Annotated in this window: 26 protein-coding genes and 1 tRNA gene; 7 read left to right on the forward strand and 20 right to left on the reverse strand. The window is 67.8% G+C overall.

The features are described 5' to 3' along the window. Window positions 1–164 precede the first annotated feature (164 nt). Together AC14A7_RS05235 and AC14A7_RS05240 are read right to left on the reverse strand one after the other, a co-directional pair. Window positions 165–893 (reverse strand): hypothetical protein, encoded by a 729-nt coding sequence (locus AC14A7_RS05235; protein WP_484006914.1) that lies wholly within the window; start codon window positions 891–893, stop codon window positions 165–167. A gap of 94 nt (window positions 894–987) precedes the next feature. Beyond that, a complete protein-coding gene (locus tag AC14A7_RS05240) occupies window positions 988–1,530 on the reverse strand; it encodes an NADPH-dependent FMN reductase (RefSeq protein ID WP_484006961.1) in 543 nt (180 codons plus the stop codon). 114 nt (window positions 1,531–1,644) lie between these two features. On the opposite strand from AC14A7_RS05240, the gene AC14A7_RS05245 reads away from it, so the two are divergent. Further along, on the forward strand, window positions 1,645–2,322 hold the full coding sequence (locus tag AC14A7_RS05245; protein ID WP_484006916.1) for an alpha/beta fold hydrolase: 678 nt from the start codon (window positions 1,645–1,647) through the stop codon (window positions 2,320–2,322). A gap of 3 nt (window positions 2,323–2,325) precedes the next feature. Here AC14A7_RS05245 and AC14A7_RS05250 read toward each other — a convergent pair whose 3' ends face one another. Genes AC14A7_RS05250 through AC14A7_RS05260 form a run of 3 tightly spaced genes read right to left on the reverse strand, consistent with a single transcriptional unit; the run spans window position 2,326 to window position 4,366 of the window. After that, window positions 2,326–3,312 (reverse strand): aldo/keto reductase, encoded by a 987-nt coding sequence (locus AC14A7_RS05250; RefSeq protein ID WP_484006918.1) that lies wholly within the window; start codon window positions 3,310–3,312, stop codon window positions 2,326–2,328. A 20-nt stretch (window positions 3,313–3,332) separates the two neighbouring features. Next, window positions 3,333–4,115, reverse strand: coding sequence for an alpha/beta fold hydrolase (locus AC14A7_RS05255; protein WP_484006920.1), 783 nt, complete (start codon window positions 4,113–4,115; stop codon window positions 3,333–3,335). A 53-nt stretch (window positions 4,116–4,168) separates the two neighbouring features. Further along, a complete protein-coding gene (locus AC14A7_RS05260) occupies window positions 4,169–4,366 on the reverse strand; it encodes a hypothetical protein (protein WP_484006922.1) in 198 nt (65 codons plus the stop codon). 167 nt (window positions 4,367–4,533) lie between these two features. Between AC14A7_RS05260 and AC14A7_RS05265 the strand changes: the two genes are divergently transcribed. Next, window positions 4,534–5,418, forward strand: a complete 885-nt coding sequence (locus tag AC14A7_RS05265; protein WP_484006924.1) for a DUF4349 domain-containing protein — start codon at window positions 4,534–4,536, stop codon at window positions 5,416–5,418. On the opposite strand, the gene AC14A7_RS05270 is transcribed toward AC14A7_RS05265, so the two are convergent. The 5 genes from AC14A7_RS05270 to AC14A7_RS05290 are packed head-to-tail and all read right to left on the reverse strand — an operon-like array spanning window position 5,398 to window position 11,894. Next, window positions 5,398–6,330 (reverse strand): glycoside hydrolase family 113, encoded by a 933-nt coding sequence (locus tag AC14A7_RS05270; RefSeq protein WP_484006926.1) that lies wholly within the window; start codon window positions 6,328–6,330, stop codon window positions 5,398–5,400. The two genes, AC14A7_RS05265 and AC14A7_RS05270, sit on opposite strands and share 21 nt — an antisense overlap. Next, entirely contained in the window at window positions 6,327–8,777 is a 2,451-nt protein-coding gene (locus AC14A7_RS05275) for a glycoside hydrolase family 2 protein (RefSeq protein ID WP_484006928.1), read from the reverse strand. The genes AC14A7_RS05270 and AC14A7_RS05275 overlap by 4 nt, the downstream gene beginning before the upstream one ends. Further along, window positions 8,774–9,583: a carbohydrate ABC transporter permease gene (locus tag AC14A7_RS05280; RefSeq protein ID WP_484006930.1), complete on the reverse strand. Its 810-nt coding sequence runs from the start codon at window positions 9,581–9,583 to the stop codon at window positions 8,774–8,776. Before AC14A7_RS05280 ends, AC14A7_RS05275 begins: the two co-directional genes overlap by 4 nt. A gap of 14 nt (window positions 9,584–9,597) precedes the next feature. Beyond that, the gene (locus AC14A7_RS05285) at window positions 9,598–10,533 is read right to left on the reverse strand and encodes a carbohydrate ABC transporter permease (protein ID WP_484006932.1); all 936 of its coding nucleotides are present in this window, start codon (window positions 10,531–10,533) and stop codon (window positions 9,598–9,600) included. A 59-nt stretch (window positions 10,534–10,592) separates the two neighbouring features. Continuing rightward, complete coding sequence (locus tag AC14A7_RS05290; RefSeq protein ID WP_484006934.1) at window positions 10,593–11,894, reverse strand: ABC transporter substrate-binding protein; 1,302 nt, start codon at window positions 11,892–11,894, stop codon at window positions 10,593–10,595. 308 nt (window positions 11,895–12,202) lie between these two features. Between AC14A7_RS05290 and AC14A7_RS05295 the strand changes: the two genes are divergently transcribed. Continuing rightward, window positions 12,203–13,240 (forward strand): LacI family DNA-binding transcriptional regulator, encoded by a 1,038-nt coding sequence (locus AC14A7_RS05295; RefSeq protein ID WP_484006936.1) that lies wholly within the window; start codon window positions 12,203–12,205, stop codon window positions 13,238–13,240. Here the strand turns inward: AC14A7_RS05295 and AC14A7_RS05300 are convergent. Continuing rightward, window positions 13,237–14,205, reverse strand: coding sequence for an acetylxylan esterase (locus AC14A7_RS05300; protein ID WP_484006938.1), 969 nt, complete (start codon window positions 14,203–14,205; stop codon window positions 13,237–13,239). The two genes, AC14A7_RS05295 and AC14A7_RS05300, sit on opposite strands and share 4 nt — an antisense overlap. 25 nt (window positions 14,206–14,230) lie before the next feature. Beyond that, window positions 14,231–16,411: an amylo-alpha-1,6-glucosidase gene (locus AC14A7_RS05305; protein WP_484006940.1), complete on the reverse strand. Its 2,181-nt coding sequence runs from the start codon at window positions 16,409–16,411 to the stop codon at window positions 14,231–14,233. Window positions 16,412–16,554: 143 nt separating this feature from the next. On the opposite strand from AC14A7_RS05305, the gene AC14A7_RS05310 reads away from it, so the two are divergent. Continuing rightward, the gene (locus AC14A7_RS05310) at window positions 16,555–17,718 is read left to right on the forward strand and encodes a glycosyltransferase family 4 protein (protein ID WP_484006942.1); all 1,164 of its coding nucleotides are present in this window, start codon (window positions 16,555–16,557) and stop codon (window positions 17,716–17,718) included. 24 nt (window positions 17,719–17,742) lie between these two features. Here the strand turns inward: AC14A7_RS05310 and AC14A7_RS05315 are convergent, their stop codons facing one another. Beyond that, window positions 17,743–18,513: a DeoR/GlpR family DNA-binding transcription regulator gene (locus AC14A7_RS05315; RefSeq protein ID WP_484006944.1), complete on the reverse strand. Its 771-nt coding sequence runs from the start codon at window positions 18,511–18,513 to the stop codon at window positions 17,743–17,745. 62 nt (window positions 18,514–18,575) lie between these two features. Between AC14A7_RS05315 and galT the strand changes: the two genes are divergently transcribed. Both galT and galK read left to right on the forward strand, forming a co-directional pair. Further along, window positions 18,576–19,661, forward strand: coding sequence for a galactose-1-phosphate uridylyltransferase (gene galT, locus AC14A7_RS05320; RefSeq protein ID WP_484006963.1), 1,086 nt, complete (start codon window positions 18,576–18,578; stop codon window positions 19,659–19,661). Continuing rightward, the gene (galK, locus tag AC14A7_RS05325) at window positions 19,651–20,799 is read left to right on the forward strand and encodes a galactokinase (RefSeq protein WP_484006946.1); all 1,149 of its coding nucleotides are present in this window, start codon (window positions 19,651–19,653) and stop codon (window positions 20,797–20,799) included. Before galT ends, galK begins: the two co-directional genes overlap by 11 nt. 3 nt (window positions 20,800–20,802) lie before the next feature. On the opposite strand, the gene msuE is transcribed toward galK, so the two are convergent. Then, window positions 20,803–21,417 (reverse strand): FMN reductase, encoded by a 615-nt coding sequence (gene msuE, locus AC14A7_RS05330; RefSeq protein WP_484006948.1) that lies wholly within the window; start codon window positions 21,415–21,417, stop codon window positions 20,803–20,805. Window positions 21,418–21,535: 118 nt separating this feature from the next. On the opposite strand from msuE, the gene AC14A7_RS05335 reads away from it, so the two are divergent. Further along, on the forward strand, window positions 21,536–21,925 hold the full coding sequence (locus AC14A7_RS05335; protein WP_484006950.1) for a nuclear transport factor 2 family protein: 390 nt from the start codon (window positions 21,536–21,538) through the stop codon (window positions 21,923–21,925). Here AC14A7_RS05335 and AC14A7_RS05340 read toward each other — a convergent pair. The 6 genes from AC14A7_RS05340 to AC14A7_RS05365 form a co-directional block, all read right to left on the reverse strand. Further along, on the reverse strand, window positions 21,922–22,152 hold the full coding sequence (locus tag AC14A7_RS05340; RefSeq protein WP_484006952.1) for a hypothetical protein: 231 nt from the start codon (window positions 22,150–22,152) through the stop codon (window positions 21,922–21,924). The genes AC14A7_RS05335 and AC14A7_RS05340 overlap by 4 nt on opposite strands. A 36-nt stretch (window positions 22,153–22,188) precedes the next feature. After that, window positions 22,189–22,998: a DUF4097 family beta strand repeat-containing protein gene (locus AC14A7_RS05345; protein ID WP_484006954.1), complete on the reverse strand. Its 810-nt coding sequence runs from the start codon at window positions 22,996–22,998 to the stop codon at window positions 22,189–22,191. A 15-nt stretch (window positions 22,999–23,013) separates the two neighbouring features. Further along, window positions 23,014–23,673, reverse strand: coding sequence for a response regulator (locus tag AC14A7_RS05350; protein WP_484006956.1), 660 nt, complete (start codon window positions 23,671–23,673; stop codon window positions 23,014–23,016). Next, a complete protein-coding gene (locus tag AC14A7_RS05355) occupies window positions 23,661–24,878 on the reverse strand; it encodes a sensor histidine kinase (protein ID WP_484006958.1) in 1,218 nt (405 codons plus the stop codon). The genes AC14A7_RS05350 and AC14A7_RS05355 overlap by 13 nt, the downstream gene beginning before the upstream one ends. 83 nt (window positions 24,879–24,961) lie before the next feature. Then, window positions 24,962–25,594, reverse strand: coding sequence for an alpha-ketoglutarate-dependent dioxygenase AlkB (locus AC14A7_RS05360; RefSeq protein WP_484006959.1), 633 nt, complete (start codon window positions 25,592–25,594; stop codon window positions 24,962–24,964). A 96-nt stretch (window positions 25,595–25,690) separates the two neighbouring features. After that, a tRNA-Ala gene (locus AC14A7_RS05365) sits at window positions 25,691–25,766 on the reverse strand. Between the last annotated feature and the right edge of the window lie 124 nt (window positions 25,767–25,890).

Below are 25,890 nucleotides of genomic sequence, written 5' to 3' on the forward strand. Positions count from 1 at the left end.
CGCGGCGATCCTCGCCATGTTCGGCTTCCTGATACCGACGGTGCTGCGGGGCTGGCATCCCGACCTTCGCGGCAAGGAGTCGACCGTGCCAGACACCGCTCCCGTGCCGATCCAGCCGACCTGATCGCCGCCAGCGGCGGTCCGGGTGGCTAGAAACCGGGCGGCTAGAAACCGGGGAGGAGGTCGACCAGGTACCACCGGGCGACGAGAACCACGAGCAGCGCGCTGAGCCCGCCCGCGAGCCAGATCATCGCACTGCTCGCCGCGGATGCCGGCGGGGGTGGAGACGACTGCCGGTCGACCGCAGAGCGCACGACGGCTGCGGCCTGTTCGACGAGGGCGAGGGCGGCCCCGCTGCGGTACCGCCCGGGAAGGCTGTAGACGAACATCCAGTCGTCGACGAGCTCGACGTCGCACCCTCCGGTGGTGGCCAGCAGTTGCTCGACCACGGATGGCGCGAAGATGTCGACGCCGTCTCGATCGCCACCCGTGCCGTAGAGGGTGAAGGAGCGCTCGAGGCTGTTGTCGAGCGCGAGCCGCTGGCGGCCCTCCTGGTCGAGCCCGGCAAGGCTGAGCAAGCCGAGACCGCGCGCGAGCAGCACGAGGTTCGGCAGGTGACGAGTCAGGGGGATGGCGACGAACGACGCGGTGAGAACACGCGGTGCTGCAGACCCGTTGGCATAGTGCCCGGTCAGGGTACCGGCGACGAAGGGGTTCTCGGCCCCGAGGGCGTCGACGACCCCGGTCATCTGGGTCTTCTCCCCCGCGCGGAACAGCAGGCCGGGCAGGCCGAACCCCGATGATCGGCTGCTGAAGCCGTAGCCGGCGCTCTGGGCGGCGTCCGCCCACGACAGCCGCCGGATTCCCGCTGTACTGATTCCCACTGCGTCCACCAGCTCGCCCCCTCCTGCATGCCCCCACCGGCACAGGGGCATCTTATCGAGGGAACGGCCTCGGTGTCACCCAAACGGGTGACACCTCCACCGACTACTTCTGCAGCGGCTTCAGGGCCTCGGAGAGCAGAGCGAGCTCTGCGAGCTCGTTGCCGAGGATCGCCGCCTCCTTCTCGCTGGGCGTGAAGACACCGTCGCTCACCTCCGACGACGCGAAGGGGATCTCGACGGCCGCACCCGCGCGCACGAGGCCGAGGCCGGCGGTCACGACCTCGAGGGCGACGACGCCGCGGGTTCCGCCAGAGACCCCGCCGTAGCTCACGAAGCCGACGGGCTTGCGCCACCACTCCGCGTGAAGGTAGTCGAGCGCGTTCTTGAGGGCGGGAGAGAAGCTGTGGTTGTACTCGGGGGTGACGAGCAGAATCGCGTCGGCGGCATCCACCCGCGCGCTCCAGTCGAGCGTGTGCTGCTTCGTGTACTGGCGCTTGGCCGGGTGGTTCGGCTCGTCCATGAAGGGAAGCCCGAGCTCGACCAGATCGACGAGGTCGACCTCGAAGTCGCGCGACGCGACGCTCTCGACCCAGCGGGCGATGGGCAGGCCGATTCGGCCGGGGCGGACGGAGCCTACGACGATCATCAATGTGGTCACATCATGCAAACACATTTAGTTGACGCGTCATTCCCGGTCACGATGCACGCGGAAGCTGCCACTGGACGGCGGGTGCACCGCCGCACGCAATACCGTGAGGGGATGACCCGTCGCGCCCTGCTCATCCACGGCCTCAGCTCGAACCACGGCACGTGGTGGCGTCTGCGCGAGGCGCTCGAGGCCGCGGGGTGGATCGTCTCCGCCCCCGACCTGCGCGGCCACGGAGACGCACCGCCAGCCACCCGCTACCGGTTCGACGACTATGCGAGCGACCTGCCGTCCGGGCAGTTCGACCTCGTCGTCGGCCACTCCCTCGGCGGCGCCATCGCCGTCGTTGCGGGGCTCGGCGACCGGATCGTGCTACTCGACCCGGTGCTGCACGTCACGGCAGAGGAGTGGGACGAGGTGCGCGCCGACCAGGTGGCAGAGCTCGACCTCACCGAGGAGTCGCTGCGCGCGGCCAAGCCGCACTGGCACGAGCGCGACATCGCCCACAAGCTCGCCGCCGTGCGCGCCGCCGACCCGCGCATGGTGCAGCGCACGTTCGACGACAACCCCGGCTGGAACGTCATCCCCCAGGCACAGGACCTGCCAGTGCCGACCCTCATCCTCGGCGGCGACCCCGCCGTCTACTCCATGCTGTCGGAGCGCACCGTGGATGCCGTGACCTCCGTCAACCCGCGCGTCGAGTTCCGCGTCGTCGACGGCGCAGGCCACTCCCCGCATCGCGACCGACCGGAGCAGACCATCGCGGCCATCCTCGAGTTCGCCGACGCATAGGCGCTACCAGCGGGGGTGCACCGCCGCGCGGAAGTAGCGGTTGTAGCGGTCGAGGATCTCGTCGCCGAAGCCGGCGGGAAGCGCAGCGACGGAGCCGGCCGAGGCGTTGGCAACGGCCTGCTCGACCGAGCGCGCCCCCGGGATCACCGTGGTGACCTGCGGCAGCTGCGCGAGCCAGGCGAGCGCGGCAACGGATGGCGCGAGGCCGGCCTTCGCCGCCTGCTCCGAGAACTCGACGGCGGCCTTCACCCCCTGCTCGTAGTCGACGCCGGAGAAGGTCTCGCCGACGTCGAATGCGGCGCCGGAGCGGTTGTAGTTGCGGTGGTCGTTCTCAGCGAAGGTCGTCTCCGCCGTGTACCGGCCGCTGAGGAGCCCGGAGGCGAGGGGGACGCGGGCGATGATCGCGACCCCGTTCTCTGCAGCCGCGGGCAGCACCTCTTCGAGCGGCTTGAGGCGGAACGCATTGAGGATGATCTGGATGCTGGCGACGCCCGGTCGCGCGATCGCGGTGAGCGCCTCGTCCACGGTCTCGACGCTGACACCATAGCGGGCGATGGCGCCATCGGCGACAAGCGTGTCGAGGTCGTCGTAGACCTGCTGGGTCGAGAGGGTCGCGGTGGGCGGGCAGTGCAGCTGCACCAGGTCGAGGGTGTCCTGCCCGAGGTTCTCGCGACTGCGCGACGTCCACTCGCGGAACTTCGCCAGGGTGTAGTTCGATGCCTCCTGCGCCTCGCGGCGCCCCATCTTCGTGACGACGAAGACGCCGGAGTCCGGGTTGGCGGCGAGCCAGCGCCCGATGAGCTGCTCACTGCGGCCGTCGCCGTAGACGTCGGCGGTGTCGAAGAAGGTGACCCCGGAGTCGTGGGCCGCAGTCAGCACGGCGAGGGCGTCATCCTCGTTGACCTCTCCCCAGTCGGCACCGAGCTGCCAGGTGCCGAGGCCGATGACGGAGACAGGAGTGCCGAGACGCGCGGCGGTGCGAGTGATCATGGTCTCAAGCGTAACCACGCTCAGCCGATGTACTTGGCCACCTTCTTGGCGAACCGCTTGCGAATGACGTGGTCGCCGGCATCCACCTTGTGCACGTTGACGTGGCGCATCGACTCGAGGATGCGGATGCCGCCCGACATGAGAAACGGATCGAGGGTTCCGTAGACGACGTCGACCGGCACTCGCACCCGCGCCACGTCGCTGATGGTGGTCTGCGACTCGATCGCGTTCTGCAGCGAGAGGCTGAAGGCGTTCCAGTTCTGCTCTGAAACGTCGAGCAGGTTGCGGATCGGAGAGATGCGGTCGAGCCCCTTCGCTGCCCGCATGGTGAACTGCTTGTTGGTGCGCAGGTACTCGTAGGCGCGAAGGTAGAGGTCGGCCGCAGTGCGGTCGCGGGCGACGCCGAAGGCCCGTGGCTCGAGGTAGACCGGCGGGGAGACCAGCACGAGCTTTGCCACACCGCGCGGGTGCTCTGCCGTGTAGCGCGTGGCGATCAGGCCGCCGAGCGAGTGCCCGACGAGCACGAACGGCGCAGAGAGCTTGAGCGACTTGATGGTCGCGTGCAGCGCCCGTGCGTGCTCGTCGATCGTGTACTGCGCGTCGGGGGGCGACGGCGACCCGCCGAACCCGAGGATGTCGAGGGCGATCACGCGGTGCGAGTCCCTCAGGCGCGGCACGAGCTCCTGGAACGTCACAGAGGATGACGCGATGCCATGCACGAGAACGACAACGGGCCCGTCCCCCTCGTCGATCGCGACGTGGAGAACGGGCGCCGTTGGCACCAGCCAGCGTGGCCATCTCATGAGGTGATTATCCATCACCTCGATGTCGTCATGCTGAGTGCCAGGTTCTGCGATCAGTCGTTGCGAAGCGACTCCTTGTACTCGTTCTTGGCGTGCGTCGCGTCGCGTTCGCGCTCTGCCGCGGCGACCTTGCCGTCTGCCTGCATCTCGTCGACCTTGTCGCCGACTCGCTCCTTCGCGTCGTCGACGCCCTCACCGATCTTCTTGCCGGTGGCCTCTGCAGCGTCTTTCGCGTCCTCGATGAAACCCATGATGCGTCCTTTCGTTGGTCGTTTCTCGACGCTACGTCTGTGCGCGGCTCGTGGAGCCGAGATACACGCAGTGCCCAGCAGGCTCCCACCGGACGGCAAGCATTGACGCTCCAATCGTGACAAACGTTGGGTATTGCTCGCGGCATCCTGTGGTTAGCGTGTGAACCATGAAGCGCACAGCACTCGTTTCCATCGTCCTCCTCGCAACGCTCGGCCTGGCCGGCTGCTCTGCCGCCGGCATGTCGCAGAGCGACAGCGGGGGCTCCTACCCCATGGAGGCCGAGGTGGACTCCGGGCTGCAGTCGGGCGGCGCGCAGTCGTATGCCGACGACGGCACGGCGAGCCAGGCCGGCGTGGTGCAAGACGCCGTGCTGGTGACGACCGGGTCGATCACCGTGCTCGCCGACGATCCCATCGGCGCAGCAGCCGACGCGATCCGCATCGTCGAGAGCGTCGGCGGTCGCATCGACTCCCGCAACGAGATCGCCGCGACCGAGGACGACAAGGGCTATGCCACCCTCGTGCTGCGCATTCCCGCCGAGGCCCAGACGTCGACCATCGCCAAGCTCCGCGCCCTCGGCGACGTGCAGGATGTGGCGATCACCTCGGAGAACGTGAAGGCGGAGGTCGCCGACCTCGCCGGCCGCATCACGGCGCTCCAGGCGTCTGTCGACCGCCTCACCGCGCTGCTGGCCACGGCCGACGACACCGACAGCCTCGTCTCGATCGAGTCCTCGCTCTCGAGCCGCCAGGGCGAGCTCGAGAGCCTCAAATCCCAGCAGCGCGCGCTGTCAGACCAGGTCGCGATGTCGACCATCACCCTTCACCTCGTGTCGGAGCCGCTGCCCCCGAAGGAGGACGAGCCGAGCACGTTCATCACCGGGCTCACCGCCGGCTGGGAGTCGTTCGTCGGCTTCATCGTCGGGCTGACGGTGGTGTTCGGAACGCTGCTGCCGTGGCTGGTCTTCCTCGGCATCCTCGGTGCGATCGCGCTCGGCCTCTACCGCTGGCGCCGGGGCAGGAAGACCGCCTCAGACGTACCAGCGGCGTAGCACCTCGGAGGCCGTCTTGCCGTAGGGGCAGTAGTCGTCATTGGCTGCTGCCTCCTCGAGGCGGTAGAGCTTCGCGGGCCAGTCCCACAGCATGAAGCCCTGCACCCAGTCGCGGCGGGCGCACGCGGAGAACATCTCCTCGTAGTAGTCGGCCTGCTCCTGCTCGTTGTGGGCTCCCTGCAGCATCCAGTCATTGGGCAGCTGCGCAGAGCCGGTGCGCGATGGGCAGCCGACCTCCATGAAGAAGAACGGCCGGTCGAAGGCAGCGAGCACCGGCTCGATGCGGTCGAGCTGGGCCTCCCAGTCGCCCGTCTTGTAGTAGCCGCTCGACGAGATCACGTCGACGGCGTCCCACCAGGTGACGCGATCCTCCTGGTACTTGTCGCAGTTGTAGGTGACGAGCCCCGTGTAGACGGCGCGCACCTCGGCGATGAGCGCTCGCCACTGGTCGGCCCGCTTATCGGTCTGCACCATCTCGCAGCCGACGCAGAACAGCTCGACGCCCTCCTCCTCCGCGATGCGGGCGTGGTGCACGATGTACTCCGTGTAGCTCGCAAACCACTGCGTCCAGCTCGGCTCGCCCGGCACATCCCAGTCGAAGAACGAGATGTGGCCCCGCCACGCGTCGCTCACGTTGACGACGGGCTTCAGCACGACCTTGAGCCCAAGCCGCTTGGCCTCGCGAATCGCCCAGCGCGCCTCGTCGTCGGTGACGACGGGCTCGTCGCGCCAGGTGATCTCGGTCGAGAAGGTGCGCTCCTGCAGCGCCGCGAACGCGATGCCAGCCCAGGTGACCCCCACGTCGAGCATCTTCGCCATCGAGTCGGCGGCCGCAGGCGTCGCCCACTCCCCCCGCGTGCCGACCCAGCCCCAGGTCATTCCATTGACCTTCACGCCGTCGAACGATGTCATCGCGCGAGCACCGCCAGCAGCTGGTTTGCCGTGCGCAGCACGTTCGGCTCGGCGAAGCGGTCGTCGGAGATGGCAGCAGTCGTGACCACCGTGAAGGTGTGGCTCTCGCCAGGCAGCAGTGTCACGAGCTGGTCGTCGACGACGGCGGCCGGGTCGAGCCTGTCGACGAGCATGGTGACGTCGCGCGCGAGGGTGCGGGCGGTGACGGTGACGGCGTAGCCGGTTTCAACTGGCTCAACCCGCAGGTCGAGCTGCGCTGGGGCGAGAGCGGAGTCGCGGTACTCGACGAAGAACCAGAGCGCCCGCTCAGAGCCGAGGCTCGCCACGAGCAGTTCGCTAGTGGCGGTGGATGCCGTGGCGACATCCACCGGAATCGTCACCGTCTGCGCACCGCGCGCTGCAATCGCGACCGCGACCGTCGCACTCGCCAGCACCGCACCGTCGAAGCCGCGCCGCTCGAGCAGCAGGTCACCCGACCAGGCCTCACCGGAGTCGTTGTGCACGATCGCCGCAAGCCCCGCCTCGCGTGGCTGGATGGTCACGAGCCGCGGGCGGTACCCGTGCCGTATCGCATAGAGCAGGGGCTTTGCCCGGCCGTCCCCGTCGACCGCCGCCCACGAGGTCACCGGCCAGCAGTCGTTGAGCTGCCACACGATGGCTCCCATGTTGCGGGGGCAGTGCGAGCGAAGGTGCTCGATGTTGGCGTTGACGGCGATGGCCTGGTTGAGCTGCATCGCCCAGTGCCAGTCGGCCATGTCGTTCTGGAACGGCAGGTGGCGCACGAGCCCGTCGGTGAGCTTGTCGTTGCCGTCGAGCGCCTTCTGGTGCACGAGCATGCCGGGGCTCTCTGGTGTCAGCGGGTCGTCGCTGATCGCCCGCGTCATGGTCGACCACGTCGGCGGGCCCTGCCAGCCGAACTCGGCGACGAACCGGGGAATGTGGTTGCGGTAGTCGGAGTAGTCGACCCGGTTCCAGTGCTCCCACTGGTGCGCCGATCCGTTGTCGACGTCGTTGGGGTGGATGGTCGCGCCGCTCGGATCCGATGGAGAGAACGGGCTGCCCGGTGTGTACGGACGGTGCGGGTCGAGCTCGGCGAGAATCTCGGGCAGCACCTCGAGGTAGTAGCCGAGGCCCCAGGTCTTGCCCTCGAGCCGCGCCTCCCAGCCCCAGTCGTAGTAGCCCCAGATGTTCTCGTTGTTGCCGTTCCAGAGCACGAGGCTCGCATGCGGCAGCAGCCGGGTGACGTTGTCGCGAACCTCTGCGATCACCTCCGATCGCATCGGCTCCTCCTCTGGGTAGGAGGCGCACGCGAAGAGGAAGTCCTGCCACACCATGATGCCGCGCTCGTCGCACTCGGCGTAGAAGTCGTTCGACTCGAAGATGCCGCCTCCCCAGATGCGCAGCAGGTTGAGGTTGCCGACCTCGGCCTGGTCGAGCCGCGCGGCGTACCGGGCCCGATCGACCCGGTGCGGGAAGGCGTCGTCGGGAATCCAGTTGGCGCCCTTGACGTAGACCGGTGTGCCGTTCACCACGAATGTGAACGGCGCACCGATCTCGTCGGCCTCGGTGTCGATGGTCACGTCGCGGAACCCGATCCGCGTCTCGAAGGCATCGACGCCGTCGCCGAGGGTGACCACGAGGTCGTAGAGCGGCTGCTCGCCATAGCCACGAGGCCACCAGAGCTGGGCGTCGGCGACATCGAGCTCGACGACGGCCTTCGACTCGTCGGCGGGGATCGTGACCGACTGGCCCGCGATCGCGACGGTGAGCTCGAGGCCCTCGGCGGAATCCGCGTGCTCGATGTCGACGTGCACGGCAACGTGGCCGTCGGCGGTCGCGAGCGGCCGCACCGCGGCGAGCCGTGCCGTGCTCCAGCTGTGCAGGGTGACGGGGCGCCAGATGCCGACCGTCGCCGTGTCGAGCCCCCAGTCCCAGCCGAAGCTGCAGGCCATCTTTCGGATGGCGTTGTAGGGGTGGTGGTTCACGTGCGGCCGGTAGCCCATCTCGAGGCTCTGGGCGTCGGCGTACTTGAGAGCGGAGGCGAAGTCGACGACGAGCTCGTTCGACCCCTCCCTCAGCCACTGCCTCACGTCGAACCGGTAGGTGCGGTGCATGTTGGCCGTCGAGCCGACGACAGCGCCGTTGAGCGAGATCGTCGCGACGGTGTCGAGGCCATCGAAGACCAGGTCGGTGCGCTCGAAGCCGTCGTCGCTCCAGTCGAAGCTCGTCGAGTACTGCCAGTCGGCAGAGCCCATCCAGGCGAGGAGGCGCTCGTTCGCGTCGAGGTACGGGTCGGGGATGAGCCCGGCGGCGAGCAGGTCTGTGTGCAGACTTCCCGGCACCGCCGCCGGAACACTGACTCCCGCGAGGTCGGCGGGAACGGGGCCGGCGCTCGACCGCACCGTCCATCCGTCGTGCAGGGTTCGCGCGATCGGGGGTGTGGTCATTTCGTGGCTCCTGAGATGAATCCGTTGTAGATGTACTTCTGAAGGAAGAGGAAGATCACGAGCGTCGGGATGATGACGAGCAGCGTTCCCGCCGCGATCACCTCCCACTGCGCACCGAACGGCCCCTTGAACCGGAACAGCGAGGTCGAGATCGTGCCGAGCTTGGCCGACGGCATATAGAGGAACGGGATGTAGAACTCGTTGTAGATAGCGATGCCGCGAATGATGACGACCGTCGCGATCGCCGGCTTGAGCAGCGGAAGGATGACGCGCCAGTAGATGGTCCACCGGTTGGCGCCATCGAGCATGGCCGCCTCATCCAGCGATTTCGGTATAGACGACATGAACTGCACGAAGATGTAGATCGAGACGATGTCGGTGCCGAGGAAGAGCACGATCGGCGCGGCGAGCGAGTTGAACAGCCCGAGGTTGTTGACGATCTGGAAGGTCGCCACCTGGGTCGTCACTCCTGGCACCAGGGTCGCGATCAGGAACAGGGCGAGGATCAGCTTCTTCGCCCGGAAGTTGAAGCGGTCGATCGCGTAGGCCGTCATGGTGCCGACGAGGATCGTGCCGGCGAGCGAGACCACCAGGATGAACGTCGTGTTGATGAGGCCCTGCACCATGTTGCCCTTGACGAAGGCGGTGACGAAGTTCTCGAGGTTGAACCAGTTCGATGGAAGGTCGAGCGGACCCGTCGTGGCGAACTCGCCGGAGCTCTTGAGCGAGGCGATGAGCACTGCGGCAAGGGGAAGCAGCGTCACGATGGACGCGACCACGAGGCTCAGGTACTTGAGGGTGGTCACTACGACACGCGAGATCACGACAGGTCTACCTTCTCGTCGGGCACGAGCCGCCGTTGCAGCAGCGTGACCAGCAGGACAATGAGGAGCAGCACGACGGCCATCGCCGAGGCGAGGCCGACCTTGTGGAACGTGCCAAGGCCGAGGGCGACGGTCTTGATGACGAAGGTCATCGATCCGTTCGCGCCGTTCGTCATGATGAACGGGATCTCGAACACCGCGAGGCTGCCAGAGACCGCCAGGATGAACGAGAGGCTGATGATGCGCTTGATTCCCGGCGCGATGATGAAGCGGAACTGCTGCCACTTGCTAGCGCCGTCGATGTCGGCGGCCTCGTAGAGCTCCTTGGGTATCGACTGGATCGCCCCGAGGAAGAGCACGAAGTTGAGGCCGGTGTATCGCCACACCGATGTTCCTGCGAGGGAGTAGTTGACGACATCCGGGTCTCCGAGCCAGAACCTGCTGAGCCCGTCGAGACCGCCGGCTGCGAGCACCGTGTCGAGGGTGCCACCCGGCTGGAAGACGTAGAGGAAGACGAACCCGATCGCGACGCCGTTGACCAGCGACGGGAAGAAGATGATGCCCTTGAACAGGTTCTGGAACCTGGTGCTGAAGCTGAGGATGGTGGCGAAGTACAGTGCGATCGCCATCTGCACGAACGAGGCGAAGAAGTAGTACAGGCTCACCGCGAAGACCGGCAGGATGTCGTCGCGCGTGAAGATGGCCGTGTAGTTGTCGAGGCCGACGAACACCTTCGGTGTCGCCTCGAAGCCGTTCCAGCTGGTGAAGCTGTAGTAGAGCATGTTGGCCGCGGGCAGGTAGGTGAACACCCCGAGCAACACGAGGGGAACGATGAGGAACAGCCACGGCGTGAGCTTTCTGTCACGCGCACCGCGGCGGCTGCGCGCCGCCGGGGCGGTGATCGCCGGAACAGACTCTGTCGTATCGGTCATGGTCGTCATTGAGCCGTGTACTCCATTGTCTGTTCCGGCGATCGGGATTCTGCTGGTGCCTACTGCGCCGCGGCGCGGGCCGCGGCCCACTTCTCATTGAGCTCTGCGAAGTAGCTGTCCTTGTCGCCCTCGGCTGCACCGCGAGCGATGTCGACGAGCTTCTGACGGTACAGGCTGCCCCAGATGTCGATCTCGGCGCCGTTGTAGATGGCTGCCTCGAGCGCCTCGTTGCCCTCTGGCGCAGGAACGGTCTCGACCAGCTCGACACCGAGCGGCTCGAAGTCGGCGAGGGTCGGAGGAAGGTCTCCGCCGATCACCGGTGAGATGCCGCCCTGGTCGGCTGCGTAGCCCGACTCGTTGGCGAACCACTCGATCCACGCGCGGGCGGTCGCCTTGTTGTCGGAGTTGACGTTGATGGCGTTCTTGTAGTCGCCGCCGACGGCCGAGTGGAACGTGCCATCGACCTGGTACGGGAACGGCCAGTAGCCGATGTCCTCTCGCGATCCGCCGGCGGCCTCAGCGGCATCCTGCATCTGCGTGACGGCCCACGAGCCGAGAACCATGGTTCCGACCTGGCCGCTGCCGATGAGCGTCTTCGAGTTCTCCCAGTTGGTCGTTGCGGGGTCTTCCTCCGTCAGGCCGTCGGCCACCGCGTCGAAGAGAATCGAGTCGACCGTGTAGTAGTCCTCGCCCTCCGTCCACGGGGCGTCGATCTCGGTCGTGTGGTTGGCGTAGTTGCCGCCCTCCTCGCCGAAGCCGCGCTGTCCGGTCCACTGGCTGAGCGGCCATCCGTCCTTGTAGTTGGTGTACAGCGGGATGGCGTCGGTGTTGTCCTTGATCGCCGTCAGCGCGTCGATGAACTCCTCTGGGCTAGTCGGTGCCTCTGTGATGCCAGCGGCCTCCCACACCTTCCGGTTGAAGACATAGCCCTGCGCGTTGCCGGTGATGGCGATGCCGTAGGCCTTGCCGTCGAACACCTGGTTCTCCTCGACGAAGAGGTAGTCCTTCTTGAGCTCGTCGACAGTGCCGAGCGGCTCGAAGTAGTTGCCGAGCTGGTCACGGGTCACCGAGTTAGGGATGACGAGAACGTCGCCGTAGTCGTCGGTGTTGAGGCGGAGGGCGATCTCGTCCTCATATGCGGTGATCGCCTCGAAGGTGACCGTCGTGCCGGGGTACTTGGCCTCGAACGTCTTCTTGTAGTCCTGGAAGACCGTGTCGACCAGGTCGGTGCGCTGGGTGAGGACGGTGATCTCGCCCTCGATCGCGCCGTCATCGGCGGGGCTGGTGCCCGTGCCGCAGCCGGCGAGCAGCAGGGTGGCCGCGAGTGCCGCTGCCCCTACCGCGATGTGCTTCTTTGCCATGTGTGTCTCCATTATCGGTATCCCCATTGACTCCGCGCCCCAGGTGACGGGACGGAGGGCAGAACTAGCTATCGCGCTCATGCTAGGTCGCCAGAACAACCAAGGTCAAGAAGCAATGTCAACGTGGTACATTTTCGTTACCTTGAGACATTGTGTGGACAGAAACCGGCTTGACCAGCTTTTTTTCATTCAATTGTCTAGACATTTGTCGCACTAGCAACCATAATGTCTAACGTTGACATTAACAAGTCCTGCCGGATAGCGCTGCTATTCTGTGCACGACGGCGAACGATCAGAGACGGAAAATCGTGACGATTGACCACACGGGCGAGCGGGCAGAGCCCACCCAGGCCCGCGCGACCCTCGCCGATGTCGCACGCCTCGCCGGCGTGAGCGCAAAGACCGTGTCTCGCGTCATGTCGAACGACGAGAAGGTCGCCGCCCACACCCGCGAGCGCGTGATGAGCGCTGCCAAGCGACTCCGCTTTCGGCCGAACACCCTCGCCCGCAACCTGCGGCACGGCGGGGTGACCTCGACCGTCGCCTTCGTCATCGGCGACATCACCAACCCGTTCTACTTCAACGTCGCCGCCGGCATCGAGCGCGAGCTCGCCACCAAGGGCATGACCATGCTGCTGGCGACAACGGATGATGCCCCCGGCAGCGAGGCAGTGGTCGTCGACGCCCTCCTCGCCCAGCGCGTGCGAGCGCTCATCATCGTGCCGATCGCGCAAGACCAGTCCTACCTCGAGGGCGAGCGGCAGCTGGGAACACCCGTCGTCGCCGTCGACCGCCCCGCGCACCACCTCGTGGCCGATTCCGTCGTGCTGCAGAACCGGCTCGGCACAGAGGAGGCCGTGCGGTCGCTGATCGCCGCCGGCCATCGCAAGATCGGATTCGTCTGCAGCCCCGCCGGGCTGTACACGCACCAGGAGCGCCTCATGGGCTACCGCTCCGCCCTGCTCGAGGCTGGAATCACCGACTCCCGCCGCTACGAGCGCCTCGAGCCGGTGGCCGGCCCGACCGCGGAGGAGTCGGTTCGAGAGCTGCTGGCCCTCGACGACCCGCCGACGGCCATCATCGCCGGCAACAACCGGGCGAGCACCGCGGCTTGGCGAGAGCTGTTCAACCGCTCGCCCCGGGTCGCCTTCATCGGCTTCGACGACTTCGAGTTCGCCGACACCCTCGGCATCAGTGTCGTGGCCTACGACCCGATCGAGCTCGGCCGCGAGGCCGCGCGGCTCGTGCTCGCGCGGTTGGAGGATCCGACCGGGCCGCCGCGCCAGGTGGAGCTGCCGACGCACCTCATCCGCCGCGGCTCTGGAGAGCTGCCGCCTCCCGCCTAGCCCAGCAGCTCTCGAAGCCACGCCGCCTGCGCGCGCCAGTGGTAGCCCTGCCCGCCCTCGTGCTCGTTGAACGGGTACTCCACCACGGTGGCGCCACCCGCGAAGTGGTTCGCCGAGGCGAAGACCGTCGACGGAGGGCAGATCGGGTCCATGAGGCCGACGGAGTAGATGGCAGGGCACTGTGCCCGCTTCGCGAAGCTGACGCCGTCGAAGTACGACAGCGTCTCAAAGGTGCGCGCCTCCGCTCCCCGGTGCGCCGACAGGTAGCGAACGACCTCGAAGTACGGGTCGCTGTCGTTCAGGCCGATCGCTCGCTCGAAGTGCTGCAGGAATGGCACCTCCGGCATGGCCGCGATCACCCCGTCGGCAAGCGCGGCGGCGGCGATAGCGATGCCGCCACCCTGGCTGCCGCCGCAGACCGCGATGCGGGCCGGGTCGACCCGTGGGAGGGTTCGCACGGCGTCGATGGCTCGCACGGCATCCGTGAAGACCCGCCGGTAGAAGTAGGTGTCGGCGCTCTCGATGCCGCGCGTCATGAAGCCAGGCGTGCTTGGCCCCGATCCATGCGGGTCGGCGGTCTCGCCGCCGGAGCCCCAGAGGCTGCCCTGGCCGCGGGTGTCCATGAAGAAGTACGCGTAGCCAGCGGCGACCCAGGCGAGTCGCTCGTGGGGAAAGCCGCGGCCCCCGTTGTAGCCGTTGTACTCCACCACGGTCGGCAGCAGGTCGCCACCGCTGCGCGGCAGCAGGAACCAGCCTTTGACCGGATCGCCGCCGAAGCCGGGGAAGGTGACGTCGAAGACATCGATCTCTGGCAGGAACGCCTCGTAAGGCTCGACGGCCACGGCGCCGCCAGCGGCGCGCGACTCGGCGAGCGTGCGTGCCCAGAACTCGTCGAAGTCCGCTGGCTCGGCAATGTCGGGGCGGTAGGCGCGCAGGTCATCCAGCGCGAAGTCGAAGAACGGCACCGGTGCTCCTGTGTCTGCGGTGGCGCTATGAACCGGTCGGATCAGGCGCGGCGCCGCGCGGGCGCTCCTCGAATCGTAGCGATGCCGGCAGCCCCTCGACGCTCGCCCCGGCGAGCGTCGCGTGCACAGAGAAGTGGTGGCCGCCGAAGACGAGATCCCGCACCTCCACCTCTTCGAGCAGCGCGGGTGCGGAGGTCGCCGTGAACGTGCCCTCCGCGGGATCCGGGTAGAGCCCCAGCGACAGCCGCAGGATCTCGAAGGGCGCAGCAGCGGCCCAGGCCTGCGGGGAGCAGGACGTCGGGTACGGCACCGGCACCCCCTTCTCGTGCCGGTCGAACCCGCAGAACAGCTCTGGCAGGCGCCCGCCGAAGGCATCGGCGGCATCGAGGAGGGCACCGGCGACCCGCGTCGCCTGGGCGTGGAATCCGTAGCGCGCAATGCCGGCGGCGCACAGCACCGTGTCGTGCGGCCAGATGGAGCCGTTGTGGTAGCTGACCGGGTTGAACGACGCGGAGTCAGACGACAGGGTGCGGATGCCGAATCCGGTGAACATCGACCGCGACGTCAAGCGCGCCACGACGGCGTCCGCCACGGACTCGTCGACGATGCCCGTCCACATCGCCTGGCCGATGTTCGACGTCACCGAGTTGACCTGTCGCTTCTCCCCGTCGAGAGCGACGGCGTAGAAGTCGCGCTCCGGCATCCAGAAGGACTCGTGGAACCGCCGCTTGAGCACCGCCGCCCGCTCTCGCCATGCCGTGCCGTCGCCGCCGAGGGCGTCGTCGAGCGAGGCCTTCGCGAGGTACGCGCCATAGACGTAGCCCTGCACCTCGGCGAGGGCGACCGGGGTCTCCACCGCGCGGCCGTCGGTGAATGAGATGCCGTCAAAGCTGTCCTTCCAGCCCTGGTGAAGGAGTCCGCGATCGGTGGTGCGCTGGTACTCGACGAAGCCGTCGCCGTCGCGGTCGCCGTAGTCGTCGATCCAGGAGAGCGCGGCATCCACGGCAGGCATGAGCGGTGCGAGCTCGCGCGGATCGACGCCCCACCGAAGGGCGTGGCCGACGAGCATGACGAAGAGCGGCGTCGAGTCGATGGAGCCGAAGTAGATGCGGTCTCCGCCGAGGGCAAGGGCCGGGTCGGCGCCGAGGCGCACCTCGTGGAGGATGCGGCCCGGCTGCTCCTCGCTCAACGGGTCGACCTCTCGGCCCTGCAGCCGGGCGAGGGTGCGGAGCGTGCCGAGGGCGAGCTCTGGGGCGAACGGCATCATCATCCAGCTGGTCAGGATCGCATCACGCCCGAAGAGGGCCATGAACCACGGCGCCCCAGCCGCCACGACGTCGTCATCGGGGTGCTCTGGGTCGCTGATGCGCAAGGCGCCGAGGTCGCGGCGGCTCCACGACAGGGCATTCGCGAGCGAGCGGTTCCTCACCGAGACCTGCGACGTGGTCGAGCGCCAGTCCTGCATGCGCTGCGCCGGCACGGTGTCCTCCAGCGGCCGGCCTACGGGAAAGCTCGGGCTCAGCTCCACACCCTGGATGCGCGGCAGCACCTCGATCGACGTGCTCCACATTCCCTGCGGCGGCACGACGGCCCGGAAGCTCAGCACCCCGAGGGATGCCTGCCCGGCTGGCGCGCTCACCCGAACCCCGCGGGGGTCGGCCCCCTCCCCCTGCGACAGCACGAGCTCCGTCTCCCCCGGAACCTGCGTCACCGGCCGAAGGGAGTGCACCCGCTGCTCCTTGACCTGGAACAGGTCGGCGAAGTCGGAGTCGACGGCCATGGTGACATCGACGCCAGCGGCCTCACGCCCGTAGTTGCGCAGCGTGATGTCCTCCCGCATGCCGTGACCGACGAGGCGACGGCGCTCGACGATGAGCGTCGTCTCCGGGTTGCCAGCACGGGGAACAGCCCTGCCCATGAAGATGCACTCGAACGGCTCGGCCGGAACGACGGTGAGTGCCTCGAGCATGGAGCCGTCGATGAGCAGCTGCCAGCGCGAGATCACCCGGGTATCCCGAACGAACAGACCGTCGGAACGATGGGGCTCGATGTCGCCGTTGGCAGTGGACACGCAGAACGACGAGCCCTCGACCAGGGTGATGTTCTGCTGGGAGAGGGTCGCGGCCCTGCCCCGCATCTCGTCGCCATCACGCGACTGCAGCTCCGACTGCCAGGCCGGGAGGAGGTGGTCTGCGTGCGCCTGCATGGTGTGCTCCCCGAAGATGATCTCGACGTCACTTGCTCACTAGTCTCCGCACCGCAAGGGGGTTATTCTGCAGACCGAGGTCGTTTAACCTTCAATTCACAGGTGCGCCGCTGCGCGGCGCGAATGGGAAGGCTGGACCAGAAATGGCACTCGCCGCCCGCACGCCGGGCTACGCACAGAACACGACTGCCCTCGGTCGACACGACGGAACTGACCGCGGGCTGCAGCCGCCCCTGCGCATCGCGATGATCGCTCCCCCGTGGTTCGAGCTGCCGCCACGCGGCTATGGCGGCACGGAGGCGGTGGTCGCATCGCTGGTCGATCAACTCGTCGACCGTGGCCACGAGGTCACCCTCATCGCGTCGGGCGAGAACCGCACCAAGGCAACCCGGTTCGAGCGGGTCTTCGACACGCCGCCGAGCGCCCGGCTTGGCGCCCCTCTTCCCGAGGTGATCGCAGCCGCCCAGACGGCGCAGATCCTCGCCGACCTCGAGGTCGACGTCATCCACGACCACACTCTTGCCGGCCCGCTGCTCGCCCGCGGTCGGGTGACCCCCACCGTCGCCACAGTGCACGGCCCGGCAACGGGCGAGAACGGCCAGTACTTCGAGCGACTGGGCCACACGGTCGACCTCGTCGCGATCTCCGATTCGCAGCGCTCTCTCAACCCGGCCCTCAACTGGGTCGGCCGTGTGCACAACGGCATCGACGTGCGCTCCTATCCGTTCCGCGCGAAGAAGGACGACTTCGTCCTGTGGCTCGGCCGGTTCAGCCCGGATAAGGGAGCCCACCTCGCCATTGACGCAGCGCGCCGCATCGGGCGCCGCATCGTGCTGGCCGGCAAGCTGAACGAGCCGGCCGAGCTCGCGTACTTCGAGGCGGAGATCCGTCCGCGGTTCGGCGCCGACGTCGAGTACGTCGGCGAGGCGGATGCCACGGTCAAGCGCGACCTCTACTCCCGGGCGCGCTGCTTCGCGTTTCCGATTCAGTGGGAGGAGCCGTTCGGCATGGTCATGATCGAGGCGATGGCATGCGGTACGCCCGTCATCGCCACCCGCCGCGGCAGTGTGCCGGAGGTGGTCGACCACGGACGCACCGGCCTCATCGTCGACACGATGGACGAGTTCACCTCCGCGCTCGCCCGAGCGGAGGAGATCGACCCGGCGGTGTGCCGGGCGACCGCTCTCGAGCGCTTCGACCTGTCGGTGATGGGGGCGGGGTACGAGCGGGTGTACCGCGTCCTCGCCGAGGGTTCGCACAGCATCCAGTCGCTCATGAAGGCCAGCAACGAGGAGCTCGAGGCCTGACGGCATGCGCGCCGAGTGCGGCGGCTATACCTCGATCACCTCGACGCCAGCGGAGCGGATGTCGTCGAGGTCGCCCCCGGTCGTCACCAGGGTCTGCACACCGTCGATCGGCGCGATGACGGCGAGGTCGACGGCCCCGACCTTCGAGGCATCGGCGATGACGACGCGATGTCGCGCTCGCGCCATGACGCGCGACTTGATCTCTGCCTCCGGCAGGTTCACGTTGGTCACGCCGGCTCTCGCGTCGATGCCGTTGCAGCCGATGAACGCCCAGTCCAGGTTGAGCGCATCGATCATCGGGGCTGCGAACGGGTTGACGAGGGAGTGCTGGAGGGGGCGCAGTGTTCCACCGGTGACGATGACGGTGAATCGCGGCACCGCATCCTCGAGGGCAAGTGCCGTGGTGAGGCTGCAGGTGACGATGACGACGTCGTGCAGCTCTCGGCGGTCGACGAGGGCAAGGGCGAGGGCGAGCGCGGTGCTGCCCGCGTCGATGTACACCGACTCTCCCGACGAGACGAGCTGCGCAGCGGCTGAGCCGATGGCGAGCTTCGCGGCGGCATCCTTGTCCTGGCTCGCCTCGAGCGACTGCTCTGCCGCGACGATCGCGCTCGTCGGCATCGCGCCCCCGTGCACGCGAACCACGAGGCCACGCGCCTCGAGCTCGCTGAGGTCGCCGCGGATCGTGACGTCGCTCACGGCGAAGTGGGCGCTCGCGTCGGTGACCCGAACGAAGCCGCGCGTGGCCACAAGGCGGGCGAGGCGGGTGCGCCGAACATCCACGAGCTCTGCCATGACGACCTTTCGAATTCTTTCGAATACCCAAGCGCTGCTTTCGATATCGTAATGCCATGCCCATGGCCGGAATCACCAAGCACGTCGGCACCATGGCCGACGGCCGCGACATCATCTACTTCGACGACGCCGACTCGACGCTGCCCGCAGAACGGCGAGCGGATGCCCGCACCCTCGACCCGAGGCCGGCGACAGCCACCATGCGCCAGGACCCACTGACCCGCGAGTGGATCTCGATAGCCGCCGCCCGGCAGAACCGGGTGTTCCTTCCGCCCGCCCACCTCGATCCCCTCGCACCGTCGACGCCGGAGAACCAGAGCGAGGTGCCAGACAACTACGACGTCGTCGTGTTCGAGAACCGCTCCCCCTCCTTCGGACCGGAGACCGGTCACGTCGAGCTCTCTGGCGTTGCCCTCGGTCGCACCGCGCCGTCGCACGGCCGCTGCGAGGTGGTGTGCTTCAGCCCGCAGCACGAGGGCTCGTTCGGCTCGCTCACCGAGTCACGCGCCCGCACCGTCATCGAGGCATGGGCAGACCGCACCGAGGCGCTCTCGGCCATCCCCGGCGTCAGCCAGGTCTTCCCGTTCGAGAACCGCGGGGAGGAGATCGGCGTCACGCTGCACCACCCGCACGGCCAGATCTACTCCTACCCCTACGTGACCCCGCGAACCACGCGGCTCATCGAGTCGATTGCCGCGTTCGGCCCCGACCTGTTCGAGCAGATCCTGCAGTTCGAGAGTGCCTCAGAGCGCGTGGTGCTGCAGGGAGAGCACTGGACGGCCTTCGTTCCGTTCGCCGCCCGCTGGCCGATCGAGGTGCACTTGCTGCCCCACCGCCACGTGCCAGACTTCGCCGCGACGAACGATGCGGAGCGCACAGAGCTCGCCTCGCTCTACCTGCGACTGCTGCGAGGCATCGACGAGCTCTACGAGACCCCGACGCCCTACATCGCCGCCTGGCACCAGGCGCCAGTCACTGTCGCGCGCGACGAGATTAGGCTCATGCTGCAGGTGACCTCGCCCCGCCGGGCGGAGTCGAAGCTCAAGTACCTCGCCGGCTCGGAGAGTGCCATGGGGGCCTGGATCGGCGACATCCCGCCAGAGCAGGCCGCCGAGTTCATCAGACAGGGAATAGCACGTGTCAAGTAGCGCCTCCGAGGGATTCCGCCGCACATTCGGCTACGAGCCGGTCGGCTCGTGGAACGCCCCTGGCCGGGTCAACCTCATCGGAGAGCACACCGACTACAACGAGGGATTCGTGCTCCCGTTCGCGATCAACCGCTCGACCACGGTGGCACTCGGCCCCCGCACCGACGGGCTCATCCGCGTGGCGAGCGCGTTCGCCGACGAGCTCGTCGAGCTCGCGGTGGCAGACGTCAGCCCAGAGCGACTCTCGGGCTGGTCGGCCTATCCGCTCGGAGTCGCCTGGGCCCTCGGCCAGCACGGTGCCGACCTCTCCACCCTCCCCGGCGTCGACCTCTACATCGAGTCGACCGTTCCCGTGGGGGCAGGGCTCTCGTCATCCGCCGCCATCGAGAGCGCGGTGGCCATCGCGCTCGACGAGACGTGGGGGCTCGGCTTCGACCGCCGCACCCTCGCCAGGGTCGGCCAGCTTGCAGAGAACAAGGCCGTCGGGGCCCCCACCGGCATCATGGACCAGTCCGCCTCGCTGCTCGGCCGGGAAGACCACGCGGTGTTCCTCGACTGCCGCACGCTCGAGTCGCAGGTGGTCGAGCTCGGGTTCCGCGCGGCCGGACTCGAGCTGCTCATCATCGACACGAAGGTGAGCCACTCGCATGCGACGGGCGGGTATGCGGCCCGCCGCGCGTCGTGCGAGGCTGGCGCGAGCATCCTCGGCGTGCCCGCGCTTCGCGACGTCTCCGTCGACGACCTCCCTCGTGCGCGAGAGCTCATGGACGACGAGACCTTCCGGCGGGTTCGCCACGTCGTGACAGAGAACCAGCGCGTGCTCGACACCGTGGAGGCCCTGCGCACGAGCGGCCCGCTCGCCATCGGCGGGCTACTGGATGCCTCGCACGCGAGCATGCGCGACGACTTCGAGATCTCGGTGGCAGAGCTCGACCTCGCCGTCGACACCGCCCGTGAGAACGGAGCCATCGGCGCGCGCATGACGGGCGGCGGGTTCGGCGGGGCGGCCATCGCACTCGCGCCGAGCGAGAGCATCGAGTCGATCGCGACCGCCGTGCGCTCAGCCTTTGCCGCGAGCGGCTTCGCCGAGCCAGCGACCTTCACGGTGACAGCGGCCGACGGCGCCCACCGCCTCTAGCGCCTAGAAGCTCGAGGGATGCAGCGAGCGCTCCACGGCAACCGGCTCGGCAAGGCGGCCGGTCAGCGACAGCTGGGATGACAGCAGCGGGATGGTGCGACTGATCGAGAGCGCGATGCGCGTGGTCAGCTCCTCCGACGTGATCGCATAGCCGTTGTCCTCCTGCTTGACGAAGTCGGTCTCTGTCGCGAAGATGCCGAGCGGCAGTGTCAGCGCCTGGAAGAAGCCGAACAGCGGCCGCATCTGGTGCTCGACGAGCAGGGCGTGGCGGTCGCTGCCGCCCGTCGCGGTGAGCACGATGGGCTTGTCGACGAGGGCGTACTGGCCGACGAAGTCGAAGAAGTGCTTGAAGATGCCGGTGTAGGCGGCGCGGTAGGCGGGGGATCCGACGACGATGACATCCGCGTTCTCGACAGCGGCGAGAGCGGCAACCGCCTCCGCGCCGAGCTCACCGCGGTTGGTGCCTGCGAGAGCCGAGACGAGGCTGCCGAGCTCGATGATCTCGACGCTGGCATCGAGCGGCTTTGCGAACTCGTTGGCGACGGCCGCGACCAGCTCTGTCGTGCGCGAGGGCACCGAGAGGCTGCCGCTGACTCCGACGATTCGTACCTGTGTCATAGCAGCACTATGCGGCATGCGGTCTGGCCCCGCCTCCGGGCCCGTTACCGGGGGTAACCCACCTTCACATGACGACACACTCCCCCATTCGGCTGCGACCGCACCGACAATCGAAGCCATGACCCTCACCCCAGAGGACCGCGCTGAGATCGAGCAGGTGATCGCTGCCTACGGGCACGTCGTCGACGACAACGCCTGGACGAGCGCGCACCTCGTCTTCGCAGAGAACTTCGTGTTCGACTTCAGCCACTTCGGGCGCCCGAACCTCAACGGCGTCTCCGAGTTGCGCGCTGCGCTCAAACGACGCAAGGTCTACTCCCACCACTCCACCAACGTGGCGATCTTCGAGGATGAGGACGGCACCGTGCGGGTGCGCAGCAAGTTCATCGGCTTCCCCATCGAGGGCGCCCCGATCTCGGGCGACTACCGCGACGAGTTCGTTCGCACGCCGAAGGGATGGCGGCTTGCGCGGCGACGATCGAGCGTGCGCGACCCCGGCTTCGACTAGTCGTCCTTCGCCCTTCGACGCTCCTCCACCGGGATGAGCCTGCCATCGCGGTCGAACGGGATCGGCCAGTCCATGACGCCGAACCACGCGTTGGTGACCGGCCGAAGGATGCGCGGCACCCGACCAACCGCTGGCCCCGTGGTGCTGCGCTGTGAGCGGAGGTACATCACGACACTCACCAGGATGACGACGAAGCCGGCGAGGATGGCGAACGACTCGATGGGCATGCGGCTACCGTACGCCCATCGAGTCGCCCGCTGGCTCTAGTTGCGAACGGTGATATCGCCGACCGAAGACTCGAAGCGCAGCAGGGTGTCGGCATCCGAGTCGTTGTCGACGCGGATGTCGACGTCGCCAACGCCCGTCTCCGTCTCGACCCGGTAGCTGCCCTTCGGCAGCGTGATGGTCTGGTCGCCGACGTTCGAGGTCACGTCGAGCGATGCCGGCACCTCGTCGAGCGAGAGCGTCACGTCACCAGTGCTCGAGACGACGGTGAGAGCGCCAGCCACGCTGAACTTCTTGGCCGTGATGTCGCCAACGCTCGTCTCGATCTCCGCTTCGGCCGCGGAGCCCTCGAGGCGGATGTCGCCGACACCGCTGCCGAGATCGACCTCGCCGAATGCGCCATCCAGCGCGACGTCTCCGACGCCGCTCTCGACGGTGATGTCGAGCTCCTCCAGCGCCTCTGGCAGCGTGATGGTCACGACGGGAGAGGACTGGTTTCCGAACGGGAGCCAGAATCCGCTCCACCGGTCGACGACCCGCACCTCGAGGGTCGAGCCGACGAGCTCCGCGTCGAAGTCGAAGGTGCGGCGCGCGTCGTTCTGGCGAAACGCGACGGTCGCGTCATCCACGTCGGCGTACTCGACGACGACATCGGCGACCCCGACGTCGATCGACACATCGTCGAACGACTCGGTGATCTCGACCTCGCGCGAGGCGTCGGTGCGGTTGGCGTTGGCGGCTACGGCGATAACGAGGTAGGCGACGATGGCGACGAGCACCACCGATCCGACGACGAGAAGGATCGTGCGAAGAGTGTTCTGCGTGGGGGCAGGTGCTGGGGTGGTCATGGTGTCTCCTGGGGGTTAGCGGCTGCGCGTGTCGCTGCCGAGGTAGCGAAGCACGGCGAGGACCCGGCGGTTGCCCGACTCCTCTGATGACAGCCCGAGCTTCGCGAAGATGGACGAGATGTGCTTCTCGACGGAACCCTCGCCGATGACGAGGTGCGCCGCGATCGACTGGTTCGACCGGCCCTCGGCGATGAGCTCGAGTACGACGCGCTCACGGTCGGTGAGGCGGTCGAGGCCGTCGGTGCGGCGAGAGCGGATGATGAGCTGCGAGACGACCTCCGGGTCGAGCACGGTGCCACCCGCTCCCACCTCCTCGACCGCCGCGAGAAAGGTGTCGACGTCGGCGACGCGGTCTTTGAGCAGGTAGCCGAGGCCAGCCGACCGGTCGGCGATGAGCTCTGCCGCGTAGCGCTCCTCGACGTACTGCGAGAGCACGAGCACCCGCACGGCGGGGTTCTGGGCACGGATGATGACGGCGGCACGCACGCCCTCATCCGTGAACGTCGGCGGCATCCGCACGTCGACGATGGCGAGATCCGGCTCATAGGCGGCGACGGCGTCGAGCAGCGCCGGGCCGGTGTCCACCGTCGTGACGATGTCGTGGCCGGCGTCGGTGAGGAGGAGCTCTAGCCCCTTGCGCAGCAGCACGCTGTCTTCTGCGATCACGATGCGCATGGCAGCTCCAGCTTCAGTTGGGTCGGGCCGCCGACGGGGCTCTCGACGTCGACGGTTCCGCCAGCCGCACGAACGCGGGCGACGATGCCGGCGAGGCCTCCGCCGTCGTCGATCCGGGCACCTCCGCGGCCGTTGTCGATGACCAGCGCGGTGAGGGTGTCATCGGCGCAGGTCACAACGACGCGGCACGTCGTCGCGCCGGAGTGCTTGCTCACGTTGGTGAGGGCCTCGGCGATCGCGAAGTACACGACGGCCTCGACCTCCGACGAGAGGCGGGTGGGCACGGCGACCTCGATGCGAGTCGGCACGGGGTTGCGCGAGGCGAGGGCAGAGAGGGCGGCGTCGAGACCACGGTCGGTGAGCACAGCGGGATGGATGCCGCGGGCCAGTTGTCGAAGCTCGGTGATCGCCAGCTTCGCGTCGTCGTGGGCCTGCTCGATGAGCACGCGGGCGCCCTCCGGGTCCGACTCGAGCTTCGCCTTGGCCATGCCGAGCGTCATGGCGACAGACACGAGCCGCGGTTGCGCGCCGTCGTGCAGGTCGCGCTCGATGCGCTGTCGCTCGATGCTCGCGGCATCCACGGCAGCCTGCCGCTTGCCAGAGATCTCGGTGATCTCCTCGCGCAGCTCCACGCTCGCCGGGTGGCCGAGCAGCGGTGCGAGCACGACGCGGTCGAACAGACCGGCGAAGTAGACGATCACACCGAGGGCTCCGATGATCACGGCGGCGACAAGCCAGCGCAGCGGAGCGGCCAGTGGGTCGAACGGTGCCGTCAGCAGGCTCGGGGAGCCGACCGCGAGGCTGACAGCCATGAGGCCTCCCGACCAGAGGATCAGCACGACGATGGTGCCGAGCACGGTCGAGCCGAGGTGGTGCAGCATGACGCGCCAGGTCTGCAGCGAGCGGAGGTCGAGCATGCCCTGGGCGAAGGGGCGCCTCCAGCCGACCTGCGTCGTATGAGGGCGAACCGGAACGGCGACGGTCGACCCGAGGAGGGCGTTGGCGCGCTCCAGCTCGATGCGGCCGGTGAAGCGGGTGAGCCACGCAGCGAGGAAGAGCACCACGAGTCCGATGCCGAGCGCCGGCAGCGTCGAGACACCCGTGATGAGCAGCCCGAGCAGCAGCCAGAACCACAGGGTGCCGAGCACGCTGTCGAGCAGCAGGTCGATCGCCGCCGCCCAGGTGAACGCGAGTGCTCTTCTCATGACACTCACCGTATGGGGTGACGTTGCTCCGTCTCTGCCCCGCTGGCCTGTGAATCTGCGTGGGGGCTATCCCCCACGCACCATCAGCGCGCCCACTGCGGCCGGAACTGGATGCTGATGCGCGGCCCGACCGCCTGCTTCGACTTGAGGATGGCGTGCTCGTGCGTTCGCTGCGCGCTGCCGCCCATGACGACGAGGTCGCCATGGCCGACCGGGAACCTGCGGGTTGCTCCCCCGCCCTTCGGACGGATGCTGAGGGTGCGCTCTGCCCCGACCGACATGATCGCGACCATCGTGTCGCGGTCGATAGCGCGGCCGACGCGGTCGCCGTGCCAGGCGACGCTGTCGTCGCCGGTGCGGTAGAAGCACAGGCCAGCGGTCTCGAAGACCTGACCGGCTGGGCGGCCGTAGTGCTCGTTGAGGGAGGACTGCGCGTCGACCAGCACGGGGTGCGGGTAGGGCTCGCGCGGCCCGAAGTTCGCCACGAGCCGCGGCACAGCGACGACCTTGTCGTACATCTCGCGGGTGTCGGCGCGCCACGGCACCCCGACGGCGAGGCTCTCGAACAGCGCGTCGGAGTTCGACAGCCAGCCCGGCCGCACATCGACCCACGCGCCCTCGCCGAGCTCGATGCGCTCGACCATCGCCCCGAGCGGGCGCAGCTCAGGCTCCGAGAGGATGTCGTCGAAGAGGGAGGTCTGGAACGAGAGGCTCATGCATCAAGGCTAGCAACATTCGAACGTTTGTTCGATAGTTGTCATCGCCCTCAACGCAGAACGGGAGCCGCCATCGCGACTCCCGTTCCAGTGCAGTGGTGGACCCTAGGAGATTTGAACTCCTGACCTCCTCGATGCGAACGAGGCGCGCTACCAACTGCGCCAAGGGCCCGTACTACTCGAAAGACTTTACAGCATCCGTGGGCGAGCGTCTCGACGCGCCGGCGGCCGTCGACTGTCGCAGACTGCTGCGCTGGCATCTATTCCTCCCCCGATGGCAGCAGTCTGCGACAGTC

The sequence above is a fragment of the Conyzicola sp. genome (genome assembly GCF_057073975.1).

Coding starts and splice junctions, on each gene's coding strand:
- AC14A7_RS05240 (WP_484006961.1), bottom strand. CDS start 1,530: ATGATCGTCGTAGGCTCCGTCCGCCCCGGCCGAATCGGCCTGCCCATC.
- AC14A7_RS05245 (WP_484006916.1), top strand. CDS start 1,645: ATGACCCGTCGCGCCCTGCTCATCCACGGCCTCAGCTCGAACCACGGC.
- AC14A7_RS05250 (WP_484006918.1), bottom strand. CDS start 3,312: ATGATCACTCGCACCGCCGCGCGTCTCGGCACTCCTGTCTCCGTCATC.
- AC14A7_RS05255 (WP_484006920.1), bottom strand. CDS start 4,115: ATGAGATGGCCACGCTGGCTGGTGCCAACGGCGCCCGTTCTCCACGTC.
- AC14A7_RS05260 (WP_484006922.1), bottom strand. CDS start 4,366: ATGGGTTTCATCGAGGACGCGAAAGACGCTGCAGAGGCCACCGGCAAG.
- AC14A7_RS05265 (WP_484006924.1), top strand. CDS start 4,534: ATGAAGCGCACAGCACTCGTTTCCATCGTCCTCCTCGCAACGCTCGGC.
- AC14A7_RS05270 (WP_484006926.1), bottom strand. CDS start 6,330: ATGACATCGTTCGACGGCGTGAAGGTCAATGGAATGACCTGGGGCTGG.
- AC14A7_RS05275 (WP_484006928.1), bottom strand. CDS start 8,777: ATGACCACACCCCCGATCGCGCGAACCCTGCACGACGGATGGACGGTG.
- AC14A7_RS05285 (WP_484006932.1), bottom strand. CDS start 10,533: ATGACCGATACGACAGAGTCTGTTCCGGCGATCACCGCCCCGGCGGCG.
- AC14A7_RS05290 (WP_484006934.1), bottom strand. CDS start 11,894: ATGGCAAAGAAGCACATCGCGGTAGGGGCAGCGGCACTCGCGGCCACC.
- AC14A7_RS05305 (WP_484006940.1), bottom strand. CDS start 16,411: ATGCAGGCGCACGCAGACCACCTCCTCCCGGCCTGGCAGTCGGAGCTG.
- AC14A7_RS05310 (WP_484006942.1), top strand. CDS start 16,555: ATGGCACTCGCCGCCCGCACGCCGGGCTACGCACAGAACACGACTGCC.
- AC14A7_RS05315 (WP_484006944.1), bottom strand. CDS start 18,513: ATGGCAGAGCTCGTGGATGTTCGGCGCACCCGCCTCGCCCGCCTTGTG.
- galT (WP_484006963.1), top strand. CDS start 18,576: ATGGCCGGAATCACCAAGCACGTCGGCACCATGGCCGACGGCCGCGAC.
- msuE (WP_484006948.1), bottom strand. CDS start 21,417: ATGACACAGGTACGAATCGTCGGAGTCAGCGGCAGCCTCTCGGTGCCC.
- AC14A7_RS05335 (WP_484006950.1), top strand. CDS start 21,536: ATGACCCTCACCCCAGAGGACCGCGCTGAGATCGAGCAGGTGATCGCT.
- AC14A7_RS05340 (WP_484006952.1), bottom strand. CDS start 22,152: ATGCCCATCGAGTCGTTCGCCATCCTCGCCGGCTTCGTCGTCATCCTG.
- AC14A7_RS05345 (WP_484006954.1), bottom strand. CDS start 22,998: ATGACCACCCCAGCACCTGCCCCCACGCAGAACACTCTTCGCACGATC.
- AC14A7_RS05350 (WP_484006956.1), bottom strand. CDS start 23,673: ATGCGCATCGTGATCGCAGAAGACAGCGTGCTGCTGCGCAAGGGGCTA.
- AC14A7_RS05355 (WP_484006958.1), bottom strand. CDS start 24,878: ATGAGAAGAGCACTCGCGTTCACCTGGGCGGCGGCGATCGACCTGCTG.
- AC14A7_RS05360 (WP_484006959.1), bottom strand. CDS start 25,594: ATGAGCCTCTCGTTCCAGACCTCCCTCTTCGACGACATCCTCTCGGAG.